20 protein-coding genes are annotated in these 23,519 nt (G+C 38.6%); 4 read left to right on the top strand and 16 right to left on the bottom strand.

Features of this window, described 5'->3' with window-relative positions; all coding sequences use genetic code 11:
• Positions 1-7 precede the first annotated feature (7 nt).
• From DES39_RS00875 to DES39_RS00860, 4 genes are all read right to left on the bottom strand, one after another.
• Positions 8-262 (bottom strand): YcgL domain-containing protein, encoded by a 255-nt coding sequence (locus tag DES39_RS00875; RefSeq protein WP_425463982.1) that lies wholly within the window; start codon positions 260-262, stop codon positions 8-10.
• An 18-nt stretch (positions 263-280) separates the two neighbouring features.
• Positions 281-1,486, bottom strand: a complete 1,206-nt coding sequence (locus DES39_RS00870; RefSeq protein WP_121143891.1) for an MFS transporter — start codon at positions 1,484-1,486, stop codon at positions 281-283.
• Between the two features lie 163 nt (positions 1,487-1,649).
• Entirely contained in the window at positions 1,650-2,120 is a 471-nt protein-coding gene (locus tag DES39_RS00865) for a NanQ anomerase/TabA/YiaL family protein (protein ID WP_121143890.1), read from the bottom strand.
• Between the two features lie 105 nt (positions 2,121-2,225).
• The gene (locus DES39_RS00860; RefSeq protein ID WP_121143889.1) at positions 2,226-3,968 is read right to left on the bottom strand and encodes a DUF3413 domain-containing protein; all 1,743 of its coding nucleotides are present in this window, start codon (positions 3,966-3,968) and stop codon (positions 2,226-2,228) included.
• A gap of 152 nt (positions 3,969-4,120) precedes the next feature.
• Here DES39_RS00860 and DES39_RS00855 point away from each other — a divergent pair, with 152 nt between their 5' ends.
• Both DES39_RS00855 and fabA read left to right on the top strand, forming a co-directional pair.
• Entirely contained in the window at positions 4,121-5,857 is a 1,737-nt protein-coding gene (locus DES39_RS00855) for an AAA family ATPase (RefSeq protein ID WP_121143888.1), read from the top strand.
• A gap of 79 nt (positions 5,858-5,936) precedes the next feature.
• Positions 5,937-6,458: a bifunctional 3-hydroxydecanoyl-ACP dehydratase/trans-2-decenoyl-ACP isomerase gene (gene fabA, locus DES39_RS00850; RefSeq protein WP_121143887.1), complete on the top strand. Its 522-nt coding sequence runs from the start codon at positions 5,937-5,939 to the stop codon at positions 6,456-6,458.
• 68 nt (positions 6,459-6,526) lie between these two features.
• Here the strand turns inward: fabA and DES39_RS00845 are convergent, their stop codons facing one another.
• From DES39_RS00845 to DES39_RS00825, 5 genes are all read right to left on the bottom strand, one after another.
• Positions 6,527-6,883, bottom strand: a complete 357-nt coding sequence (locus tag DES39_RS00845; protein ID WP_121143886.1) for a RidA family protein — start codon at positions 6,881-6,883, stop codon at positions 6,527-6,529.
• Positions 6,884-6,919: 36 nt separating this feature from the next.
• On the bottom strand, positions 6,920-7,285 hold the full coding sequence (locus DES39_RS00840) for a DUF5362 family protein (RefSeq protein ID WP_121143885.1): 366 nt from the start codon (positions 7,283-7,285) through the stop codon (positions 6,920-6,922).
• Positions 7,286-7,416: 131 nt separating this feature from the next.
• Positions 7,417-9,420, bottom strand: a complete 2,004-nt coding sequence (uvrB, locus tag DES39_RS00835) for an excinuclease ABC subunit UvrB (protein WP_121143884.1) — start codon at positions 9,418-9,420, stop codon at positions 7,417-7,419.
• Positions 9,421-9,835: 415 nt separating this feature from the next.
• Positions 9,836-11,302, bottom strand: coding sequence for a molybdate ABC transporter ATP-binding protein ModF (gene modF / locus DES39_RS00830; protein ID WP_121143883.1), 1,467 nt, complete (start codon positions 11,300-11,302; stop codon positions 9,836-9,838).
• Positions 11,303-11,403: 101 nt separating this feature from the next.
• Positions 11,404-12,558, bottom strand: coding sequence for an iron-containing alcohol dehydrogenase (locus DES39_RS00825; protein WP_121143882.1), 1,155 nt, complete (start codon positions 12,556-12,558; stop codon positions 11,404-11,406).
• Positions 12,559-12,640: 82 nt separating this feature from the next.
• Between DES39_RS00825 and DES39_RS00820 the strand changes: the two genes are divergently transcribed.
• Complete coding sequence (locus tag DES39_RS00820; RefSeq protein WP_121143881.1) at positions 12,641-14,299, top strand: sulfatase-like hydrolase/transferase; 1,659 nt, start codon at positions 12,641-12,643, stop codon at positions 14,297-14,299.
• Between the two features lie 19 nt (positions 14,300-14,318).
• Here the strand turns inward: DES39_RS00820 and birA are convergent, their stop codons facing one another.
• The 4 genes from birA to DES39_RS00800 all read right to left on the bottom strand — a co-directional run bounded on the left by birA (position 14,319) and on the right by DES39_RS00800 (position 19,820).
• Positions 14,319-15,284, bottom strand: a complete 966-nt coding sequence (gene birA, locus DES39_RS00815; RefSeq protein ID WP_121143880.1) for a bifunctional biotin--[acetyl-CoA-carboxylase] ligase/biotin operon repressor BirA — start codon at positions 15,282-15,284, stop codon at positions 14,319-14,321.
• 1 nt (position 15,285) lies between these two features.
• Positions 15,286-16,425, bottom strand: coding sequence for an MFS transporter (locus DES39_RS00810; RefSeq protein ID WP_121143879.1), 1,140 nt, complete (start codon positions 16,423-16,425; stop codon positions 15,286-15,288).
• Between the two features lie 72 nt (positions 16,426-16,497).
• Positions 16,498-17,514, bottom strand: a complete 1,017-nt coding sequence (murB, locus tag DES39_RS00805; protein WP_121143878.1) for a UDP-N-acetylmuramate dehydrogenase — start codon at positions 17,512-17,514, stop codon at positions 16,498-16,500.
• Positions 17,515-17,522: 8 nt separating this feature from the next.
• Complete coding sequence (locus DES39_RS00800) at positions 17,523-19,820, bottom strand: Tex family protein (RefSeq protein ID WP_121143877.1); 2,298 nt, start codon at positions 19,818-19,820, stop codon at positions 17,523-17,525.
• Between the two features lie 51 nt (positions 19,821-19,871).
• Between DES39_RS00800 and greB the strand changes: the two genes are divergently transcribed.
• On the top strand, positions 19,872-20,360 hold the full coding sequence (gene greB, locus DES39_RS00795; protein WP_121143876.1) for a transcription elongation factor GreB: 489 nt from the start codon (positions 19,872-19,874) through the stop codon (positions 20,358-20,360).
• A gap of 328 nt (positions 20,361-20,688) precedes the next feature.
• Here greB and yfbR read toward each other — a convergent pair whose 3' ends face one another.
• The 3 genes from yfbR to ftsZ form a co-directional block, all read right to left on the bottom strand.
• Complete coding sequence (gene yfbR / locus DES39_RS00790; protein WP_121143875.1) at positions 20,689-21,282, bottom strand: 5'-deoxynucleotidase; 594 nt, start codon at positions 21,280-21,282, stop codon at positions 20,689-20,691.
• Between the two features lie 92 nt (positions 21,283-21,374).
• On the bottom strand, positions 21,375-22,304 hold the full coding sequence (gene lpxC, locus DES39_RS00785) for a UDP-3-O-acyl-N-acetylglucosamine deacetylase (RefSeq protein WP_121143874.1): 930 nt from the start codon (positions 22,302-22,304) through the stop codon (positions 21,375-21,377).
• A gap of 60 nt (positions 22,305-22,364) precedes the next feature.
• Positions 22,365-23,498, bottom strand: a complete 1,134-nt coding sequence (gene ftsZ, locus DES39_RS00780; RefSeq protein ID WP_121143873.1) for a cell division protein FtsZ — start codon at positions 23,496-23,498, stop codon at positions 22,365-22,367.
• Positions 23,499-23,519 lie beyond the last annotated feature (21 nt).

Raw genomic sequence — 23,519 nt, 5'->3', positions numbered from 1 at the left:
GGTGACCTTAGTTGGTACCAATATAAAAATCATCGTCTTTTAGCATCTGCAAAAAGAAGCCATCGCTATTAATTTTATCCTCAATCTCTTGTGCATGACCGACGACAAACTGCCGTTTACCATCTAATAGCACTTTCATGGCAAAACTAGGTGTGCCAAACACGTCCATCAAGACCTTAGGTACTTGAGAAAAATCATTTTCTTTTGCTACATATAAATAACTATTTTCTTTTTTCGAGCTTCGGTAAATATAACACCACATCATCGTCTTGTTCCTTTGTTACTGTCTTTTTGTGCCTTTTATCTCTTGATAAAATGCAATCATTGCAGTTAACGCCATAAAAATAGCAGTACACCAAAATATACCTCTTGGGGAGTTTTGATCTAAAATCCAACCGAATAAAACAGGGCCAATCGTACCGCCAATATTAAATCCTGTCGATACAATTCCAAACACTCGCCCTTCCGCACCTTTAGGCGAGATATTACGCACAAGCATATCGCGCGAGGGCGCAATGAGTCCAGATAAAAAGCCCATCACCCCAATAATCAGCGTAATAATGAGCGTCGATGACACAGATAAGAGCGCAACTAACACGGCCAGCAGCGCCGTCACGGCTAGTGCAGCAGTGGCAATAAAACCGTGACGACTAGAATAATCAGCAAGTTGCCCACCAACTAATACGCCCACAGCACTAGCGACTAAAAATGCCGTTAAAGCCACATTGGCATCCGCTAACGAAATATGATAACCAGTCACTAATGCTGAAACCGAAAAGTTTTGAATTGAACCACCACTTAAACTGAGTAATAAAAACAAAATCAGCATAAAAAAGATGGCGGGTGTCATTAAAGGCAATTTAGTACTGACTTTGTTTGTTGATTCTTTATGCTCAATTGACTGGCTTTCCTCTGTTTTTTTACGCCCTTCATTACGTGCTTTAGGATATAAAATCACAACCGCAATGAGTCCAATAACACCACTGACAATAAATGCCATACCCACGTTATAAAACGCACTCACCGTTAACATTAACGTCGGCGTAACTGCAAAACCAATATAACCACTAAATGTATGTAATGAGAAGGCTCTACCCATTCGTTTTTCAGTCACATTTTGCGATAAAATTGCGTAATCGGCAGGATGATAGACGGCATTGGCTGCGCCCGCAATCCCCATCGCAATAATCAACCAAATATAGTGCTCAATTAAGCCGATGGATAAAAAGCTTAAGCTCCCAATAATCAAACCCGTTAATAACACACGCTTCGGTCCGATGCGATCGACAAAAAAACCGACCGGTGCTTGAACCACCGCAGAAACAATATTAAAAACACTGATAGCAAAACCAATTTGGATAAAATCGACATCCTGGCGCGTAAGTAGCATGACAGGCATTAAAACCGGTAGCACTAACATATGAATATGACTAATTAAATGCGTAATACAAATTTGTGATAATAGCGATAAACGAGGTAATTTCATGGGTATCAAGTGACAACAATAAAGTAATGTTTAAGATTACCATAATCTCGATGATTTGATAAATAGTAAAAGAAACTGTGATGAGTTTAATTGATTAGCCAACCTAAGTGATCATTTTAAGCTGCTGATTTAAGGCTCCGCGAAAGCGGAGCCTGACTGAAAATTATAGATAGTTGACGTCCATTTTAATCACAATTTTGCGTACTTTATCAAGCTTGCCATCGATCGCACAAAGTGGTTTATGTACCTCATGAGGATAAAAAATGACAAAATCATGTTTATGCGCAACAAACATCGTCTCTTCAACTGGCGTAGCAACAAAGGCAATATCGCCGTTAGCCAGACGATCTTCCATCACCTCAGTATAGGGTGGTAAGGTCGCCACAGACATGCCTTCTTGCCCTTCAAGCACAATTTGCACATCCAAATAACGTTGATGATATTCGGGATCTGCGTTAGACGCTAAACGAGGAACATTTTCTGACACCATAAAAAATACCTTATCGCCATCAATTTCATACTTTCCTGTTGGCGTATTACCATTGACATTATCTCGCACATACTCAATTGCTTGTTTGATTTTTGCTGGTAAATAAGGCACTAACTCTAAATACTCAATATTGCCAATAATCATGTTCTTCTCTCTATCAATCTGGTTATGTTGATTTAATCTATTATTTTACGTCCAAAGGGAGATTAGTAAATGACTTTCGCAAGTCAATATTCTCATGGCGCTGCCCTAGTGACTAACCATAAATCGCCGATTATCCGTCACGATTTGTAAAAAAGTGGACAGACCGAGTGTTTCATTTTTTTGTAATTCATCCGCAAAATTATAAATTTGATAATGCCCTGAATTATCAATCACAATGGTTTTATCAGGATAAAGCGCGGCAATATCTTGCTCAGTGCCAGCAACTAGCCATTGGCGACCATTCGGTAAAAATAAGTTTTCACCTTGGCTATACTGTTTTGATGCCGTCTTAACTTGTAGTACCTCTTGCATTAAGGTTTGCATAATATCAACATGCGATGTCGGTGTGGTAATCACTTGAGCATCTCGATTTGGCCACGCAATAATCAACGGCACTCGTAGCTGTTGCCGATTAAACTCGTGATCATCATTAGGTGAAGCAGTATTACTGGCCGTGACAATAACAACCGTTCGCTCCATTTGGCCGGTCGTTTGCAAGGATTGTATAACACGTTCAATCGCACTATCCAATGCTTGCTGCTGTTTAACGGTATGGGCTTTTTCATTATTTTTATACTGAATCACTGAAAACCACGGTGCACTGTTATCCACTTTTTGCAAATCGTAATACCAAGATAACCATAAGTCGGTTGTCGCGGCAAATGATTGTGATTGTGTCTCTGCCGGCATTGAGAAATTAGATAACAATGCATATCGATATAAAGGATGGTCAAAACTATCGGAAGAAAATAAACCCAAACTATAGCGCTGCTTGGTTAATGTATCGATAAAGATCGACGATTTATGGCTTGCCAGAATGCTATTATAATAATTAGGATCCAAGCCATAAAAAAGTGAAAACTCACCCAAAAATGATTTATCACTAGCACTGAAATGATTAATAAATTGAATGTTTTTATTAGCAAATTCAGCTAAATTTGGCATGTTACTCAGCTGACTATCAGCATTCCAATTATCGACAACGATCATTAAAATATTATAAGGTGCTTGAGTGCTTTCATAGCGCACTTTCTCCAATGGATATTCAATAGCAATCGCAAAAGGATTACCTTCTTGCCTCACACGTGACTCATAATTGCCTTGCTCAATAAAACCATAGCGCTCTAAAAAATGCCTTGCCGTCAACGGATAAGAGATCGGTAAGCTAGAGCGCTGCATAGTAATTGGACGATAAAAGTTAGCATCAGCCCAAATATGAATCAAGTGAGAACTAATAAAGCAGAAGATAAACAAAGCAATAAAAGGTCGACAATACTGGCTACGCTTAGTCAAACTGCGTAGCTTACGCCAGCTCCAGATCGCAAATATACTCTCAATGAGTAAAATAAACGGCACAAAAATAAATAAACGTTGCCATTGTGAACTTAGCACATTACTTTGATCGGCTGAGGTCAATATCTGCCAAATTGAAAAGTTCAAATGCATGCGAAAGTGAGCAAACACTTGAATATCAATCAGTAATATAGTGATAGCGACGGTCGCAATAATAACCGCAATAATACGCTGCCATCTTGATGAGTGAAGAAAAAAACTCAGTGGAAATAAGACAATAAGGTAAACAATAAACGTTAAGAAACTAAAGTGCCCAATACAACTGATAATGGCATAAACTCGGCCTAGCAATGTTTGTGGCCAATCGGCTATAAATAGATAACGGCTGCCAAGAATAATGACTAAAAAGATGTTAAATAGTGCAAACCAATGGCCCCAGCTAACGATTTGAGTGGCGCGATCATCGCGTAATGAATTCGGTTTAAGCTTGACCATAAAATAGTAAAAATGCCAATTGATTAGTTTATCTCAATGAATGAAGAGTAGTTTAACCGATTTTACAAAATCTTTCTGTAAATTTTTTATCTATTGCCATAAATCAGGTATAATCATCTAATTAATTTAATACTTTTTAAAAGACCACGACTTTGACAATTAAACGACTGACTTGGCAAGAAACACAGCCAATTACTGACCATATTTCGTCATTATTAGATAATCTCACACTCGAGGCAGATTTGTTAACACTGCAGCCTCGGATTCAATCGGCGTTATCGATGTTATGTCCGACCAACAGGAAGACTTATCAGCCTCGATTTATGTTATTAAAAGCACCTGAAAGTCAGCTATTTTTTTCGTTACTACATCATTCGATTGAATCAATATTGCCGCCATCGGTACAAATGGGCTTTGCTTACCATATTAACGATCGAAAAATCACCTTGTCACCGGCAAAGTCTAAACAAGATAATTTTGCCGCCATAGATCGGTGCCAATTTTCTACTTGGATAGATCATGAACGTTTGTTTGGATGTGTCAGACAACCCGAAGATAATCTATTTAAACTGCAACCAGGGCTAGTGCACAATGTCAATGGCGGTGTATTAATCTTAGGGTTACGCACCCTTCTTTCACAGCCAAATATTTGGGCTCGCTTAAAGAATATGGTGATGAGTGGTGAATATGAATGGTTCTCAACCGATGATGCCAATCCATTGCCTATTACCATTCCAGCGATGCCACTTGATTTACGCATTGTATTAGTGGGTGATAGGCTCAGTATGGCTGAGTTGCAAGAGGATGATCCCGAGTTCTATGAGTCAGCCCTGTATGCAGAGTTTGAAAACGAATTAGTGATTAAATCTGATGACGATATCAAAAAATGGTCAGCATATGTAAAATTTTTAGCAAGTTATCAACAATTACCGAACATTAATCACTCAGCCATCAGTGAATTAATCAAAGCAGGAACACAATATACAGAAGATCAATCGCTTATACCCTTATTGCCTGACTGGCTAAATAATCAATTAACTTATGCGGCACAAGTAGCCGTTGATGATATTGATGCAAGTGCTGTCAACATTGCAATCGAGCAAAAAAACTGGCGTGAAAATTATTTAGTTGAGCGTTTTCGAGAGGCCATTTTCACAAACCAAGTAATGATTAATACCAAAGAACAAGTGGTTGGGCAAATCAATGGCTTATCAGTGGTTGAATACCCAGGTCATCCTAAAGCGATTGGTGAACCTACCCGTTTAAGCTGCTTAATCCATTTTGGTGATGGTGAGTTCATTGATATTGAACGTAAAAATGAACTTGCTGGTAATATTCACTCTAAAGGCATGATGATAATGCAATCATTCATTACATCTGAATTTGCCCTCACTCACCAACTGCCTTTTTCAGCCTCATTAGTCTTTGAACAATCTTATAATGAAGTGGATGGCGACAGTGCGTCACTTGCGGGTCTATGTGTTTTAATTAGCGCCTTATCAGGGCAGCCAATTGATCAGCAGTTAGCGGTGACAGGTTCTGTGGATCAATTTGGTCACGTACAAGCAATTGGTGGTGTAAACGAAAAAATAGCTGGATTTTTTGCCGTATGCCAAAATCAAGGCTTGACGGGTCAACAAGGGGTCATTATTCCTTCAAGTAATCAGCGCCATCTCTGTTTAAATAATGACATTACCACCGCGATTAAAAATGAACAATTTTCAATTTGGACGGTCGATAATGTCGCAGATGCATTATACTTACTCACAGGCATCGCTTATCGAGATGAAAATACTATTAGTTTATACAAACTCATTCAAGCCAGAATACAAATGACCATCAGTCACGAAAAACGCCCCACTGGCTGGTTTCATAAATGGCGTAAATAGCATTGCAAAAAAGCCTGTTTAAGCTTACACTTGTACGCTTAATTTTTTACTTAAAGATATAACATATAAAAGGTTACGTATGACTTTTGAACGCAAATCATCTTATACAAAAGAAGACCTGATAAAATCAGGTAATAACGAATTATTTGGGATTGATGGACCACCATTACCGTCAGATCAAATGTTAATGATGGACCGAGTGGTCGAAATGAACGAGCAAGGTGGGCACTTTGAAAAAGGTTATGTAGAAGCAGAACTTGATATCAATCCTGATCTATGGTTTTTTAAATGCCATTTCACTAATGACCCTGTAATGCCAGGCTGTTTAGGGCTTGATGCAATGTGGCAATTAGTTGGATTTTACCTTGGTTGGGTAGGTGGTAAAGGCAAGGGTCGTGCGCTAGGTGTTGGTGAAGTGAAATTTACCGGCCAAGTCCTGCCAACAGCAAAAAAAGTGACCTACAAAATCCACTTTAAACGTGTCATTAATCGTCGTCTGATTATGGGGATTGGCGATGGTGAAGTGTTTGTTGATGGTAAACTTATCTATCAAGCAACGGATCTTAAAGTCGGTCTATTCCAAGATACGACCGCTTTTTAATGATTAAAAGGTTCTGCATACAACGGCAGAACCTGCTTGCTACGCAAAGTAGCGATAAGAATAAAATATTAAGACGACTTTTTAACCGCAGCAATGATCTTAATTTCAACTTTATAGCTATCTTTCATTAACCCTGCTTGCACAGTGCAGCGTACAGGCGCTTGGCCTTTAACCACCCACTCATCCCATGCTTTATTCATAGCGGCGAAATCGGCTTTATCGACAATAAAAATTGTTGCATCCAAAATATGCGTTTTATCACTATTCGCTCGAGCAAGTATTGCGTCAATCTCGCTTAATGCACTTTTAGTCTGTTCATAAACATCAGCAACTAAATTAGCTGGCACACTGGTATAATAGATAACGTCATTATGTATAGTCGCTTCCGACCAACGATCATCGGCATCGATTCGAATAATTGTCACGCTGTTCTCCTTGTCACAACGAGTGTATTACTAACTTTAATAATACTGCCCACGTGCAAAAATGGTAAACATCATCAATAAAGCAATAATATAAAATACAACTGTAATAATAATCATAATTAACGTGTATAGCCAATATGAGGCCAAATTTACAATTGCCTCTTTCATAAATTTACTGTCATGAGTATATGAAGCATAAGAAAATGCACTACCCGATTTAAATAATTTTATCCCCGCTATCAAATAAGGAACGCCCAATATTGCCGTTATAATACCAAGACATGTTAATGCGCCACCAATAATGGCAAAAACGCCAAAAATCTTCTGCATCGTGCCAATAAATGACATTTTTTTCATGAGAAAAACATCAACTTCAACTTGAATAATATTGCTATTTTCCATTTTTATTCCTTTACGAATCAATTTTGTTAAGCATACTAGCAGATATCAAACTAACAGACAATTTCAATTGTAACAATTATGCCAAGCCGATATTATGACTTAATTACGGGTAACTATTGATGAAAGATCAATCAAGATAACGTGATAAAATCACTTCTTAACTGTTTAATTTCATCGCGTAGCACGCCTGCACGTTCAAATTCAAGATTTTTAGCCGCTTCATACATCATACTTTCAAGCTCTTTAATTCGAGCTTGTACCTCTTTGACCGACACATAATCATAGTTCTTGCCAGGTTCAAATATTTTCGCTTTACTGATTGATTTCTTTGTACTTAAACCCGCATCAAGGATATCTTGAATCTGTTTTTTAACAGATGAAGGTACAATATGATGCTCTTGATTAAATTCTTGCTGCTTATTACGTCTTCGCGCCGTTTCATCGATAGTCTGTTGCATCGCTGGCGTAATTTTATCAGCATATAAAATCGCTTTACCATTGACATTACGAGCTGCCCGACCAACAGTTTGAATTAATGAGCTTACCGAACGTAAAAAACCTTCACGATCAGCATCTAAAATAGCCACTAAAGATACTTCAGGAATATCAAGTCCCTCACGTAATAGGTTTATTCCAACTAAAACATCAACTTCGCCTAGACGTAAATCACGAATAATTTCCATTCGCTCAACCGTATTAATATCAGAATGTAAATATTTCACTTTTATGCCATGTTCTGAAAAATAATCTGTTAAATTTTCAGCCATTCGTTTAGTCAGCGTAGTAACGAGAACCCGTTCACTTAATATGATGCGCTGTTTTATCTCAGATAATAGATCGTCAACTTGTGTCATCACCGGCCTGACTTCCAACACAGGATCGAGCAAGCCAGTTGGGCGCACGACTTGTTCAATAATCTCTTCACCCGATTTTTCTATTTCATATTTTGCGGGTGTGGCTGACACATAAATTGTTTGTGGCATGATCTGTTCAAATTCACTGAATTTAAGCGGTCGATTATCTAACGCTGACGGCAGCCTAAAACCATATTCAACCAAATTAAGTTTTCTAGAACGATCGCCATTATACATTGCACCTATTTGTGGCACTGCAACATGCGATTCATCAATAAACAGTAGACCATCTGCCGGTAAATAATCAAACAATGTAGCTGGAGGTTCGCCGGGCTTACGCTGTGATAGATAACGTGAATAGTTTTCAATGCCAGAACAGTAACCTAACTCAGACATCATCTCTAAATCAAACAAAGTACGTTGGGTCAAACGCTGCTCTTCAAGCAAACGATTTTGATCTAATAAAATTTTTTGTCGATCAACCAACTCTTGTTTGATTTGTGCAATCGCATTCTCAAGAATATTACGAGGCGTAACATAGTGCGTTTTCGGATAAACTGTAATACGCGAGACTTCATTAACAACGCTACCGGTTAAAGGATCAAATAATACTAATTTTTCGACTTCTTCATCGAATAATTCCACTCGCACCGCTAATGTGTCCGAATCAGCAGGGAAAATATCAATCACATCGCCCCTCACGCGAAACGTACCGCGATTAAAACCAATATCATTACGCTTGTATTGCATTTCAGCTAAACGCGTCAGGATCGCGCGTTGGTCGGTAATAGTACCTTTAGTTAAATGTAAAATCATAGCCATATAGGTTTCTGGTGCACCTAAGCCATAAATCGCCGAAACCGATGCAACAATGACAACATCACGTCGCTCCAATAGCGATTTCGTCGCGGATAATCGCATCTGCTCAATATGTTCGTTAATCGACGCATCTTTTTCAATAAAAGTATCAGTTGTTGGAACATAAGACTCAGGTTGATAATAATCATAATATGAAACAAAATACTCAACCGCATTATCAGGGAAGAAGGATTTCATCTCTCCATATAGCTGAGCGGCTAATGTTTTATTAGGTGCTAAAATAACAGTCGGACGATTATGGGTTGCAATCACATTAGCCATTGTAAAGGTTTTACCCGATCCCGTTACACCAAGTAAGGTTTGATGTGCAATACCATCATCTAAATTTTGATTAATTTTTTTTATTGCTTCGGGCTGATCCCCTGCTGGGCTAAATTCTGAACATAATTTGAAATTTCGCATACATTGTCCTTTCTATTATCACATTATCTATGTGTAGTAAATAAAATTTATCCCCAAAAAAGGCTTGACCTTTGGCATTAATTCATTTCCACATTGGCCGTTTTAAAAATCAAGTTAAAGCTGGCTATAACCGACACTTGATTTATCCTAACTATTTGATTTATATAATATTGATATTTTATGTTTACTATCTAAACAAATTAGAATAAAGCGTGTTATTTCTAGCGATTAGCTACGTTTTCAAGAAACTATTCACAAAGTTATCCACAGCCATCGGGGATAACTTTATGAATGCTTTATTCCCTTAATTTTACAGGGGTTTACCGCAATAAAGATCCTGATAATAGCACAAATGATCAAAATAAATTATTTTTTTACCTATTTTTACCCTATAAATTAATAGTTATTATCTAAATTAATTAGCGGGTAATTTTTCCATCTGATAAGAATAGTTATCATGATCCTGAGCAACAAATATTAATCGATGGGTAATACATCGAGGCGCATCTTCAACATGGTGAGAAACGAACAGTAATTGACTGTATCCTTTTTGCATTAATAAGTCGATCCAACGCTTTACTAACTCTCGGTTTAATTGGTCAAGACCCTGTAATGGCTCGTCTAGAATCAACAAAGTTGGGTGTTTAACCAATGCTCTGGCAATTAAAACTAAGCGCTGTTGACCCCAAGATAATGATTTAAAGGGTTGATTTGCCTGTTTAGTCAAATTCAATAAAGCGAGCCACTCCTCCGCCAATTTAACCTGCTTATCACTCGTTGCACAATAAACGCCTATCGAATCAAGATAACCAGATAATAGAACATTTTTCACACTGCTACTTACTCGGTAGTCTAAATGTAAGCTACTACTGACATAGCCAATATGCTTTTTAATATCCCAAATCGTTTCGCCTGAACCACGTTTACGCCCAAATAACGTTAAATCGTTGCTGTAGCCTTGCGGATGATCGCCAGTAATTAAACTGAGCAAAGTCGACTTACCTGCGCCATTGGGCCCAACGATTTGCCAGTTTTCTTGGGCATTAACTTGCCAAGTTATATCATTAAGAATTGCTTTGCCATCATACTGTACAAACCCGTGATTTAACTTGACTCTAGCGACCTCAACGGGCAAGCGTTCAAGCTCAATATCCGGTTCTGGCAAATGGATATTAGTGAGAGCTTCAATATTACTCAGTGCCTTTACCACTTCATCGGCTAAAATCTGCTCTCTGGGACCAACCTTAATGAGTTGGCACTGTGCTAATACGCCAACAGACTGAACGAAGGTTGGAATATCATCAAATCGGTTTAACACTAAAACAACGGTAACACCTTGCTGCGATAATTCTGCTAACAACAAAGTGAACTGACGACGAGATTCAACATCTAGACCATCGAAAGGTTCATCGAGTACTAATAAATCAGGCGAAGACATTAAAATACGACATAATAGCGCTTTACGTGTTTCACCAGTTGAGAGGTATTTAAAGCGCCTATCAAGTAAATGATCAATGCCAAAACGTTTAGCTAAAACTTGGCATAACTCACTATCTTGCCTATTCTCGCTAATCACTTGCTTAGTCATTAAACCAATATCGTCTTCACCTTCGCTTAACATATCAGTATTATTACGTTGCCACTCATCTTCAATCATCTTTTGTAATAATTCAAAAGAGATCTGTTCAACAGCGGAAAACTGATGAGAAGCTTGTCCGTTAAGTAATAGTAATTGCTCAGTTAATACCTTCGCTAAACTGGATTTTCCGCTACCGTTACAGCCAACAAATGCCCAACTTTCTGCCGGCATAATCGTCAGCTCAGGAATAGAAAACGTCGTGTAATCACCAATTTTATATTGAGCATTATTAATTTTAATCATATATATCTTCTATTGATATAAGCCCTACCGGGCTTGTTTAAACTCTCTATAATAAGGAACAACCACACAATTTGCTCGTGCAGCCCTCTATTTGCAATACACTAAATACGCTCTAAAATCTGCCGACTAATGGTTAAGGTAATATTACCTTGCTCACCTAGTGCCGTGTGTCCATGCTGCTCGAGCCTAGCCACTAATAGATCAACATCTTTACTAATACCATAGTCAGCAAGGGTATTTTTCATGCCTAAAGATTGAAAAAAATGGACGGTTTTTTCAATCGCGCTATCGATTTTCTCATCATCCGTTCCCGATGTAATACCCCAAATCCGTAACGCATATTGCAATAACTTCGCTCGTTTTTCCTCTTTTTTCAGCGACCAAAGTACTGGTAAAATCAAGGCTAACGTACGAGCATGGTCTAAACCATAAAGCGCTGTAAGCTCATGTCCAATACGATGCGTTGCCCAATCTTCAGGAACTCCCGTTGCTAAAATACCATTAAGAGCAAGGGTTGCCGCCCACATAAAATTCGCCCTAGCTTGATAATCATCAGGCTTATGAATGACGTCTGGCGCAATTTCAAGCAACGTTTTTAGTATCCCTTCGGCAAAATAATCAGTCACTTTGGCATCTACCGGATAAGTTAAGTACTGCTCAAGCGTATGGACAAATGAATCGACAATCCCGTTTTCTAACTGGCGCTTTGGTAGTGAATAGGTTTTGCTAGGATCGAGTATTGAAAACTGAGGAAAAATCAGTTCAGTTCTAAACGAAAGTTTCTCTTGAGTTTCAGCTCGAGTAATGACGCCGCGGCAATTCATTTCAGAGCCAGTCGCTGGCAGGGTTAGAACCGTTGCAAGCGGTAACGCATCTTTTACTTCCACACCGGTTTTGGTCAAAATTTTCCAGGGATCATCGCGATACAGTGCTGCTTGAGCAATAAATTTTGTCCCATCAATTACCGAGCCACCACCCACTGCAAGCAAAAAATCAATTTTATGTTTTTTGACAATGTCAACCGCTTTAAGCAACGTTTCAAAATGAGGATTGGGTTCAATGCCGCCAAACGCTTGATAATAAAAATCAGGAGCAAGGGTAGTTTTGACTTCATCAAGCGTCCCATTATTAATCGCACTTTGCCCGCCGTATACAATTAATATGCGGGCGCCTTTTGGTAAATAGGTGGCTAATTGCGAAATGGTATCTTGACCAAAAATAATCCGTGTTGGATTATAAAATTGAAAATTTTGCACAATCTTTGCTCCTACTATTTACATTTATCAGATCAGTACCTATTATCTCTGGCTATTATAATCCAAATTAGAACCAGATGCTGTGAAGAAAATTTTATTTAGTTTAAAAATTACCTATGCTTTGCTTATTATTATTATTGCATTTATTACTTGTACTAATGCCGTCGGATTGTCAGTATTCACCTTTATCGCTTTTGGATTTTACGCTTCACTAGCAACAATGATTGTCTTTTTAACACGCCGCATCGCACTATCTTTAGTCATCACCAGTTCACTGCTCATCATTTTGCAACTGTTGAATCAAATTAAAGTTCACTACTATAAAGAAAGACTATTTTTCTCTGATTTCTATGTCGCCTTTGATCCAAAAAATTTTTCAACATTATTGCACTATCCAAGTGCATCACTGTATTTGTTTGCATTACTTATCTTTTTGATCGCTAATATTTGGCTATTTCGAACAGAAAAAAAAATTAGCCAGCTGAGTAGATGGGGAAGTTTACTTATCTCAATTATATTATTCTGCGGTATCGTTTATGTGAGTAAGCAAGCTCATGTCAATCGCCTATGGCAACAATATTTGCCCAAAGGACGCGGTACAATTGCCAATCTGTTTATTTCATCCAATCAATTCACTTATGAGCCACCAATTTTTGGAAATTCGTCAGCTTACTTTTTAGATAAATTATCGACATTTCAACCGTCAATTTCAGCAGCTACGCCAGTATTAACTAAAAAACCGGATGTCGTGGTCTTTTTGCAAGAATCCACCGTCAATCCCCAGTTATTTGATATCCCATCTTCGAATGTACCTAGTTATGAGATGTTCTCGCAACCTAATAGCAACTTAATGCGCGTACAAACCTTTGGCGGTGGCACATGGCTAACTGAATTTTCAATGCTAACAGGACTCAATACCAATGATTTTTCTTATCGGAAAAACTCGGTTTACTATGTCGTTGCCCCACATATACAAACTAGCCTTTTTAAAGAGTTCAATGACAATGGCTATTTCACCGTTGTATTATCTCCGATGGGCTATGGTAACTATAATGCAGGCCCGGCGTATACGTCCTTTGGTATGCAAAAGTTTTTTATGCCACAAGACTTAGGTTATGCCGCAGAGCAAAATGAAAATTTATGGAAAATACCGACCCAAGACTTACTCGATCGCGTCAAAATGATTCTTGACACTTATACAGACAAACCACTGTTTATTTTTGTTTTATCGATGAATGAACATGGGCCTTACGATCCTAACTTTGTGGACGAGACACAAATCGAATCTTCAGTTACTGATAAACAGTTTGTTGGTCGTTTTAATGATTATTTAAGCCGTATAACGCCACTCGATAGCGCGACACAAGATTTCAGTCGTTATATACAGCACCGGCAAAATCCGACACTCTTTCTATATTTTGGTGATCACCAACCTGCTTTGAGCTGGGGCGGTGACTATAAAACAAAGTTAAGTGCTGCTGACTACCTCACGCAATATACATTAACAACCAATTATCCAAGCAGTGTTGAGCATAATGAATTGACCGATGTCTCACTCGTTAGCGGTTTAATTTTAGAAAAAACGGGGGTGCAATATTCTGACTTTTACCGAGCGAATATTGCCATGCGCTATCTTTGCGATGGTAAATTAGATGATTGTGAAGACAAGCAACTCGTTGAAAGCTATAAACACTATATCTACCAAGACTTACAAGATGCAGGCCAATTAATACAGCATTAACATTGTTAATGCATGTACATTAACTATCGGCCCTAAGCGAAATTTCACCGCCAATATACGGCGTGATTTGACCATCTTGCTCGAGCAAGAGTGCGCCCTGTTCATTAATTCCTCGAGCAATCCCTTTAATAAGGGTATCGCCAATAATTAATTTAACCGAGCGGTTAGCAAAATTATCGATTGGGCTCCATTGTGATAAAAATGCTGTCAGCCCCTCTTTTTCAAAGTTGATTAATGCTTGACGCAAATAAGATAAAAGCTCAGCAACCAGTTGATTACGATCAATATTACCTAAATTAGACCACGCTTGGTTGACAATATCTTGATTAGGATTGTGCATACTTAAATTAATACCGACCCCCATAACAACATGGGCAACATCGCCAGTTTTACCTGTGATTTCAACTAAAATCCCGGCTAATTTTTTGTCATTCAGATAGAGATCATTTGGCCATTTAACTCTAATATCTTGACCGGATAACTCACGCAGCACTTTAGCTATCACAATACCAATCACCAAACTCAATCCACTTGCCGCCGCGGGGCCTTGCTCTAAGCGCCAATATATTGATAAATAAAGATTACTACCAAATGGTGAGTACCACTGCCGCCCTCGGCGCCCTCGACCGGCTTGTTGATACTCAGCAATGCAGGCAAAACCAACCGGTAATGACTGAACTCGCTCTAATAAATATTGATTGGTTGAATTAATTACTGGAATGACTTCGAAATTAGGCGATTGTTTAGTTTTACGGTGATAATAATTAGCGATCTTGTCGTTATTAAGCAGATCGAGTGGATGAGTTAATTGGTAGCCTTTACCTTGCACCGATAGCAGCTCTATTCCCCATTCTCGAATGACTTTGATGTATTTATTAACACCGGCTCGAGTGATGCCAAATATAGCCGCTAACTCTTCACCCGAATGAAACTGACCATCTGACAATAACGCCACCACTTTAAGTGGGTTAGAAATATCGCGCATATTAATTATGACTCCATCTGTTTTTTATCATATTATTAGTAAGTACCCAGACATAATAGAGTGAAATAATGGCAAAACTAACAAATAAGTAAATATCACCGCATATATCCATTATTAATGAAATAAATGCCGGTGCAATTAAGCTTCCTAAGGTGTTAACTAATAACATTGTTTGATTCATAGCAACAATATCGGGTTTTCTGACCGATTCACAGGCCCAAGCCATAGAAATAGGATAAATCGTATAAATCGTTGCTCCCAAAATAATTGTGGCAACGACATTAAATAAACCACTAATTAGCATGAGACATGCCATTATCGCAATCAACATCTCAACGATAAGTAGAGTCTGTTTGCCATATTTATCAGCAATCCATCCTACTGGAATTTGGGCAATCACACCTGAGATAATCAATACAATCATCCAATTGGCAACTTGACTATCATTATAGCCCAAATGTGCATAATAAGCTGGCAGTAATGAATAAAAACAACCAATAATCATTCCCGCAATCATACAACCAATCAAACCAAATCTGGCTTGTTTGTGTAAAATCATTGGCATCAAATTAAACGTGTTGTGTTTCTTTTTCGGTAGTTTATAGTGAGTTAATAAAATAAATAATACAGCGAGTGCCATCAACGTGGATATCACAAGACTAAAATACAAAACATCTGTTGGAAAATAACGCAGTAATGCCTGCCCAAACACCGTCCCTAAATAATAAGTTGTCATATAAACGGCTAGCATTTTACCTCGAGTACGTAACGTCCCAGTAACCAAAATACAACTTTCAACTACAACCCATGTGACCGCGCAAGCAATACCAATTAAGAATCGCCAAAATATCCAACTATAAAAATCCATTGAAAAACTTAACCCTAAAGTGGCAACGGCAAATAAAACACAGACATAACTGTAGGTCAGTTTGGCATTGAATTTGCCAATGAACCAATTCGCAACGATGGTACCAACAAGATTACCAACAAAATAACTCGATCCAATCAAACCAATTTGCCAAACAGGAAAATAGCTATGAACTAACCACAAAGGCACTTGTGTATTTAATGTAGAAAGGGATATTGTGACAAATAGTAAGCTAATTAATAAAACCGGAAAAGAATATGAACGACGCCCCATGTTATCAACTCTTAATATGAATAAAATAATTAACTAATTAAATCTACCTGGACCTAATCCCTAATATATTTATTAGCTCAATAGTAAATTAGCATCAATCTCGCCTTGCTTAGCAATAAATCGAATTTCTGGGGAAAGAGAGATTCCAAATCGTTGTTGTACAGTATTTCTTACCACTCTGGCTAAATCAATCACATCTTGTGCTATCGCGTGATCTTTATTAATCAATACCAGTGCTTGTTTATCGTGAACAGCTGCCCCACCAATTTGGTGATTTTTTAAACCACACTGATCGATCAGCCAGCCAGCGGCGAGCTTCACTTGCCCATCAGCTTGAAAATAAGCTGGCATATCCGGATATCGCTTAGCTAATTGCTGATATTGAGTACGATCAATAACCGGATTTTTAAAAAAACTGCCACCATTACCAAGTACTTTCGGATTAGGTAGTTTACTGCTACGAACTTCACAGACTTTGTCAAAAATCATTTTGGCAGTGACGGTTTGGCGATCAAATAATTTCAGCTCACCATAACTCAACACCGGTTGCCACTGTTTAGGCAGCTTTACTCCAACAGCCGTGACAACATAATGTTGGCGATATTGCGACTTAAATATACTTTCACGATAACCATATTCACCGTCGGTCACGGTGATTAACTCACCGTTCGTCAAATCTAATAACTCAACATAATCCGCAAATTGTTCAAACTCAACGCCATATGCGCCAATATTTTGAATAGGCGCAGAGCCGACGCAGCCCGGAATAAGCGCTAAATTCTCAAGTCCGGGGATGTGCTGCTCAATTAATTGGCTCACTAATTGATGCCAAATAACACCAGCGCCAGCCTTAATGAGCCAGCAATCCTCCGTTTCGCTAATCGCCACGCCGCCAATGCGATTAAGAATTACCATACCGGCAAAATCTTCGGTGAATAAAGTATTACTTCCTTCTCCCAAAACAAGCATCGGTATATTTTTGGCCGTAGCGTGCTCATAACATGCCATCAGCTCATCAACATGATTTACAGCTATCACATCTTGGGCATAAACAGGTAAATTAAATGTATTTGGAATACGCTTTTTCATCGTGGCCCTTATTTTTTCTTAAATGCAGCAGCAAAGGCATTGCCCATTGCACTATTGGTTGCAGCTTGAACCGATTTAGTGTTAGTCGCTTTTGCATCTCTTCGCGGTGATTCATTATTCTTAATCGAGGTAGTATCATCATCAAGGCGCATAGATAACGCGATACGTTTGCGTGCAATATCCACCTCGATCACTTTGACTTTCACAATATCACCGGTTTTAACCACCGTTCTAGGATCTTCAACAAAACGATCGGATAATGCCGAAATATGGACAAGTCCGTCCTGATGGACACCAACATCAACAAATGCGCCAAAATTTGTCACATTTGTCACGGCGCCTTCCATAATCATGCCCACGTTGAGATCATTCATCGTTTCGACGTTTTCAGTAAACTGTGCCGTTTTAAATTCAGGCCTTGGATCTCGACCCGGTTTATCTAACTCTTTGATAATATCGGTTACTGTTGGTAAACCAAAATGTTGATCGGTGTAATCAACCGCTTTAAGCGATTTGAGCAACTCACTCTCACCCATAATCTCTTGTAATGGCTTAGTTAATGCAGTCAAAATGCGTTCAACCACTGGATAAGCTTCTGGGTGAACTGCCGAAGCATCTAACGGATTTTTACCACCGATAATACGTAAAAAGCCCGCACACTGTTCAAAGGCTTTTGGCCCAAGTCGAGCAACTTTTAACAATTGTTTACGATCGATAAATTGACCATTATCGTTACGATAATCAACAATATTTTGTGCAATCACCTTATTTAAGCCTGCAATGCGCGATAATAACATAACGGATGCCGTGTTCAAGTTAACGCCAACGGCATTTACCCCATCTTCAACAACAGCATCAAGTTTTTTAGCTAATAACGTTTGACTGACATCGTGCTGGTATTGGCCAACACCAATGGATTTCGGATCAATTTTAACTAACTCTGCCAAAGGATCTTGTAGCCGGCGCGCAATGGAAACCGCGCCACGTAACGATACATCAAGCGCTGGAAACTCTTGGGCTGCAAGTTCAGAAGCAGAATATACCGAAGCACCCGCTTCACTGACAATCACTTTTTGAGCTTTAACATCTGGATATTTTTTCTGCAACTCGATGAAAAATCGCTCCGTTTCACGGGAAGCAGTACCGTTACCGATCGCAACTAGTTCAACTTGATACTTAATACAGAGTGCCGCAATAATCATCGCCGCTTTATCCGCCTGACCCGTATGAGGATAGATTGTGTCAGTTGCAACGAGTTTCCCTGTCTGATCCACCACCGCGATCTTTACACCAGTACGTAGCCCAGGGTCCATCCCCATTGTCACTTTCATACCAGCGGGTGCTGCCATTAACATATCATGTAAATTAGCAGCAAACACATTAATCGCTTCTTCTTCTGCACGCTCTCTGAGCGTTGTCATTAGCTCCGTTTCCATGTGCATTAAAATCTTAATACGCCATGTCCAACTAATCACGGCTTTGCGCCATTTATCTGCTGGCTCATCATTTAGGTGTATACCTAAGTGGGTGGTAATAATCTGTTCGCAATAACTCTCTTTCGGTGGCTCTTCGGCAAGTGGATCGGCATTAAGTGATAACTGCAAAATTCCTTCATTACGTCCACGAAACATTGCTAGAGCACGGTGAGAGGGAATCTTGGCAATTAACTCGTGATGAGCAAAATAATCACGGAATTTTGCGCCTTCGTCTTCTTTACCTTGATTGACCGTCGCAACTAAATGCGCATTATTCCATAAATAATGACGCACTTTAGCCAATAATGTCGCATCTTCAGCAAACCGTTCCATTAAAATATAGCGTGCGCCATCTAATGCGGATTTCGTATCATCAATACTCTTATCTTTATTTAGGTATTTTGTCGCTTCAGCTTCAGGATCGAGCTGAGAATTTTGCCATAAAGCATTCGCTAAAGGTTCTAATCCTGCTTCAATTGCAATTTGTCCACGCGTTCGTCGTTTAGGCTTATAAGGTAGGTAAAGATCTTCTAATTCAGTTTTATTAAGTGTTGTTGTAATGCTTTTTTGCAGTGCTGGGGTTAATTTACCTTGCTCTTCGATCGATTTTAAAATAGTCTGCTTACGATCTTCAAGTTCACGCAGGTAAGTTAATCGGCTATCTAAGGTACGTAATTGAGTATCATCAAGTCCCCCGGTCACTTCTTTTCGGTATCGCGCGATAAAAGGAACCGTGCTTCCTTCATCGAGTAAGCTGACGGCAGCAAAAACTTGTTCTGGTTTTACACTCAGTTCACCAGCTATAATATGGCTAATTTGTGAATTTATCATAAATACTTATCTTACATTTTATTAGTGGAATCAAAATCAACAATTTTAATTATGGCAAAGAGCAATTATATAACAAGAGAAGGATATTTGGCACTTGATCGTGAATTAAAATATCTTTGGAAAGAAGAGCGACCTAAAGTAACCCAAGCAGTTTCGGAAGCAGCCGCAATGGGTGATCGCAGCGAAAATGCCGAATATATTTATGGTAAAAGACGACTGCGCGAAATTGATCGCCGCGTTAGATTTTTAACCAAACGGCTTGAAGCGTTGACAATTGTTGAACCCAATCCTGCGCAAGAAGGTAAGGTATTTTTTGGCGCTTGGGTAACACTGGAAGATGAAAATGGTCATGAAAAAATCTTTCGTTTAGTTGGGCCAGATGAATTCGATCCGAAAAAAAACTGGATCTCTATCGACAGCCCTGTTGCACGTAGCTTAATCGGCCATAAAGTTGATGATGAAATCACCGTTGATACACCAAACGGTAAAGCCTATTACGCGATACTCGTAATACAGTATCATGCCCCAGTATCTGATTAGCATCGCATCACTAAGATAAAAAAATAGACTATTGGCTAAATTGTTTGCATGAAAAAAGGGTCAAATGACCCTTTAATCAAATTAATTCGGTTTCAACTATTTCTTTTTAGCTGGAGCTTTAGCAGGTGCCTTGGCAGGTGCTTTAGCTGGCTCTTTTTTAGCTGGTGTCTTAGCCATTTTCACTATCCTTAGTTAAAAAACTATTGAGTTATGAATATTTATCAATATTCAATTAACTATATACACCTTAGAAAATAAAAACACAATATAGTCCGAATAAAATAATTTTATAACAAAATATAGCTGATAATAATCACTAAAATAAAAATTATTCTTCTAAAGTAATTTCATCTAATGATAGACTAAAACTCGGTACAAATACCTCAAGAAAATAATCCATTTCAGCACTTTCTCGTTGTGATAGTGTTTTCTTCAACCGTTGCTCTGCCAATTTAAACTCATTATTGCCAGCACTTAACTCTTCAATCGTTTTTAAGTAAGCGCACAATGCATCAGCTTGCTTAACAATATTTTTTTCATCTTCACTATAAAAATCATCATCGATCAATGCTCTAAAGTCGTCTTGAAATTCGGCTGGTAGCATATTGATCAATTTATTTTGAGCAATTTTTTCAATTTTTTTGTATTCAATTGTGATTTGCGGATTATAGTATTTAGTTGGAGTTGGCATATCGCCCGTTAATACTTCTGACACATCATGATACATTGCCATTAAGGCAATCCGCTCAGGATTAAGTTGACCATTAAATTTGCGATTTTTAATAATAGCAAGAGCATGAGCAACAAAAGCAACTTGTAAACTATGTTCAGAAACATTTTCTATTCTAACATTACGCATTAAGGGCCAACGGTTAATCAATTTTAACCGAGAAAGATGAGCAAAAAAATGGCTTGTTTTCATAATTAATCAAATTTAAGTAATGTTTTTATGGAAAATAAAAAACGCTTTCACGATTAGATGAAAGCGTTCAATTTGTATGATGTAACTGTAGGTTAAGCTAAAACGAGAGATTGATCACCTAAAGCAACAGGAACCGATTCAGTATCATCAAATGTGACAAATTCCCATGCACTCTGTTTCGCTAATAATGCTTGTAACAACTGATTATTTAATGCATGGCCTGATTTATAACATACCACTTCTGCAAGCATGTTATGTCCACACATATAAAGATCTCCGATGGTATCAAGCATTTTATGGCGTACAAATTCATCTTCAAACCGTAAACCATCTTCATTTAATACACGATAATCATCAACTACGATTGCACAATCAAGACTTCCGCCTAAACATAAACCTTTTGATTGCAACATTTCAATATCACGCATAAAGCCAAAGGTTCTTGCACGGCTAATCTGTCTAATGAAAGATTCCGATGAAAAATCCATCTGATAACGCTGTGAACTACTATCAATCGCTGGGTGATTAAAATCAATGGTAAAATCCAATTTGAAACCACTATACGGCCGTATTTCAGCCCACTTATCACCGATTTCGACTCTCACGGTTTCTTTCACTCGTAAGAATTTTTTATTCGCGCCTTGCTCAGCAATACCCGCGTCAAGTAATAAATAGATAAAAGGACTTGCACTACCATCCATAATTGGAATTTCTGGCGCATCCACTTCGATAATAATGTTATCAATGCCTAAACCGGCTAATGCAGCATTGATATGCTCAACAGTCGAAATCCTAACGTTATTCTCATTAACTAAACATGTACAAAGCATCGTATCACGTACTGATTTTGCATTAACAGGGAAATCGACAGCGGGATCTAAATCCATTCTACGATAGATAATACCGGTATTTTCAGGTGCAGGACGTAACGTTAACGTGACCTTCTTACCTGTATGTAAGCCCACTCCCGTTGCCTGAATTTTCTGTTTTAATGTTCTTTGTTTCACTCTTGCACCTATCATTATCTAATAACGATTTATCTTATACATAGTTATGACAATAAAATACGTCATAAGTTCCAATTAGTCAGCTTGTTTACGTAAAAAAGCAGGAATATCAAGATAATCTTCTTTGCTCGCAGTAGCGACAGGTTGATCATTAACAACTTGCGCAGGTTTCACTTCTGCTTGAACCGGCGCCGCTGCTTGATGATAACTCTGACGAGGAGCAATAGATTGTGCCATTTTAACTTCTGGCCTTTTATCCATACCAATCCCAGTTGCAACAACAGTCACTCGTATTTCATCACTCATTTCCGGGTCAATAGTTGATCCCACAACAACTGTTGCATTATCAGATGCAAATGCTTGCACAGTACGACCAACAGTATCAAACTCTTCCAAGCTGAGATCAAAACCGGCAGTTACATTGACAAGCACCCCTCTCGCTCCAGATAAATCAATATCTTCGAGTAGTGGACTTGAAATCGCCATTTCAGCAGCTTCTTCGGCTCGATTATCACCTGATGCTTTACCCGAACCCATCATCGCATATCCCATTTCAGACATGACAGTTCTTACATCGGCAAAGTCAACATTAATAATACCAGGCTTAGTAATCAACTCGGCAATACCTTGCACGGCGCCCATCAATACGCCATTAGCGGCTGAGAAAGCATTAAGTAAAGTCACGCCACGGCCCAATACTTTAAGTAATTTATCGTTTGGAATTGTAATTAACGAATCAACATGTTTCGCCAATTCAGTAATACCTTGCTCAGCAAAAGCCATTCTTTTTTTGCCTTCAAAACCGAATGGTTTTGTGACAACAGCAACGGTCAAAATACCGAGTTCTTTTGCAATTTCAGCAACAACTGGCGCAGCACCCGTACCTGTACCACCACCCATACCGGCAGCAATGAACACCATATCAGCACCTTCCAGTGCAGTACGAATAATCTCTCGATCCTCTTGTGCAGACGTTTTTCCGACTTCTGGATTAGCACCAGCACCTAAACCTTTAGTAACGTTACTACCGATTTGGATTGTTTGACCTACTCTAATTCGTCTTAATGCCTGTGCATCTGTATTCGCAGCAAAAAACTCGACGCCTTCAATGTGCTCAGCGACCATGTGCTCAACAGCGTTACCGCCTCCACCACCGACACCGATAACTTTAATTACTGGTTCATTTGATGCAACCATCGGTTCAAACATAATTACTCTCCAAATTGACAT

The organism is Orbus hercynius (assembly GCF_003634275.1).
In the GTDB taxonomy this organism is placed as follows: Bacteria; Pseudomonadota; Gammaproteobacteria; order Enterobacterales; family Orbaceae; genus Orbus; species Orbus hercynius.
The sequence above is the reverse complement of the archived record's forward strand: the minus strand, read 5'-3'. Positions and strand labels throughout refer to the sequence as shown.